The 2,199-nt window shown below is 70.8% G+C and carries 2 protein-coding genes; both read left to right on the top strand.

From position 1 onward, the window contains the following. Window positions 1-768: gamma-carboxygeranoyl-CoA hydratase (locus tag ACIY1X_RS26175; RefSeq protein WP_399686527.1), on the top strand; the 768-nt coding region annotated here is incomplete at its 5' end. Further along, a partial coding sequence (locus ACIY1X_RS26170) for an acetyl/propionyl/methylcrotonyl-CoA carboxylase subunit alpha (RefSeq protein ID WP_399686525.1) occupies window positions 765-2,199 on the top strand: 1,435 nt, incomplete at its 3' end. The genes ACIY1X_RS26175 and ACIY1X_RS26170, both read left to right, overlap by 4 nt.

Here is a 2,199-nt window from a genome sequence, read left to right as displayed (position 1 = left end):
GATGCGCGCGGCTTCGCCACCCTGTGGCTGGACCGCGCCGACAAGAACAACGCCTTCAACGGCGCGATGATCAGGGAGCTGATCCAGGCCCTCGACCAGGTCAAGGACCGGCCCGAGCTGCGCTTCCTCATCCTGCGCGGCCGCGGCCGGCACTTCTCCGCCGGCGCCGACCTGGCCTGGATGCGCGAGGCCGCCGAGCTGGACTACGACGCCAACCTGGCGGACGCCCACGAACTGGGCGAGCTGATGTACAACCTCTACCACCTGCCCCTGCCGACCCTGGCCGTGGTACAGGGCGCCGCCTTCGGCGGCGCGGTGGGCCTGGCCGCCTGCTGCGACATCGCCATCGGTGCCGAGGACGCGCTGTTCTCGCTGTCCGAGGTGCGCATCGGCCTGGCTCCGGCGGTGATCAGTCCGTTCGTGGTCCAGGCCATCGGCGAGCGCGCCGCGCGCCGCTATGCCCTGTCGGCCGAACGCTTCGACGGCTTGCGCGCCCGCGAGCTGGGCCTGCTCGCCGAAACCTACCCGGCCGCCGAGCTGGACGCCGCCGTCGAGCAATGGATCGCCAACCTGCAGTTGAACAGCCCGCAGGCGATGAAGGCGACCAAGGACCTGCTCGAGGAAGTCGGCAGCGGGACCCTCGGCCCGGACCTGCGTCGCTACACCGAAAGCGCCATCGCCCGCCTGCGCGTCAGCCAGGAAGGCCAGGAAGGCCTGCGCGCCTTCCTCGAGAAACGCAGCCCCGCCTGGCAGGAGAAGCAAGCATGAGCCGACACATCGACACCCTGCTGGTAGCCAACCGCGGCGAGATCGCCTGCCGGGTGATGCGCACCGCCAAGGTCCTGGGCCTGACCACCGTGGCCGTGCACAGCGCCATCGACGCCGAAGCACGCCACGCCCGCGAGGCCGACATCCGCGTCGACCTCGGTGGCGCCAAGCCGGCCGACAGCTACCTGCTGGTCGACAAGCTGATCGAAGCGGCCAAGGCCAGCGGCGCCCAGGCCATCCACCCCGGCTATGGCTTCCTCTCCGAGAATGCCGGTTTCGCCCGCGCCTGTGATGCGGCCGGGCTGATCTTCCTCGGCCCGCCGGCCAGCGCCATCGACGCCATGGGCAGCAAGTCGGCGGCCAAGGCGCTGATGGAAACCGCTGGCGTGCCGCTGGTGCCCGGCTACCACGGCGAGTCCCAGGACTACGAGACCTTCCGCGCCGCCGCCGAGGTGATCGGCTACCCGGTACTGCTCAAGGCTGCCGCCGGTGGCGGCGGCAAGGGCATGAAGGTGGTCGAGCGCGAGAGCGAGCTGGGCGAGGCACTGGCCTCCGCGCAGCGCGAGGCCCAGGCTGCCTTCGGCGACGCGCGCATGCTGGTCGAGAAGTACGTGCTCAAGCCGCGCCACGTGGAGATCCAGGTGTTCGCCGACGGGCACGGCAACTGCCTGTACCTCAACGAGCGCGACTGCTCGATCCAGCGCCGCCACCAGAAGGTGGTCGAGGAGGCCCCGGCCCCCGGCCTGTCGGCGGAGCTGCGCCGCGCCATGGGCGAGGCGGCGGTCAAGGCGGCCAAGGCCATCGGCTACGTCGGCGCCGGCACCGTGGAATTCCTCCTCGATGCGCGCGGCGAATTCTTCTTCATGGAGATGAACACCCGCCTGCAGGTCGAGCACCCGGTCACCGAGGCGATCACCGGCCTCGACCTGGTCGCCTGGCAGATCCGCGTCGCCCGCGGCGAGCCGCTGCCGATCAGCCAGGACGAGGTGCCGCTGAACGGCCACGCCATCGAGGTGCGCCTGTATGCCGAGGATCCGGACAACGATTTCCTCCCCGCCACCGGCACTCTCGATCTCTACCGTGAAGCCGCGGATGGCCCGGGCCGGCGCGTCGACAGCGGCGTGGCCGAAGGCGACACCGTGTCGCCGTTCTACGACCCGATGCTCGGCAAGCTGATCGCCTGGGGCGAGAACCGCGAGCAGGCCCGCCAGCGCCTCTTGGCCATGCTCGCCGAGACCGCCGTCGGCGGGGTGAAGACCAACCTGGCCTTCTTGCGTCGCGTGCTGGCTCATCCGGCCTTCGCCAACGCCGAGCTGGACACCGGCTTCATCGCCCGCCACCAGGGCGAGTTGCTGCCGCCGCAGGGCGAGCTGCCGGAGTCGTTCTGGCAACTGGCCGCCAGCGCCTTCGTGCAAGGCGAGGCCGAGCGCG

This window comes from Xenophilus sp. (assembly GCF_044462705.1).
Taxonomy (GTDB): Bacteria; Pseudomonadota; Gammaproteobacteria; order Burkholderiales; family Burkholderiaceae_C; genus Xenophilus; species Xenophilus azovorans.
Note: the sequence above shows the minus strand (reverse complement) of the source record. Positions and strands in the feature narration are given on the sequence as shown.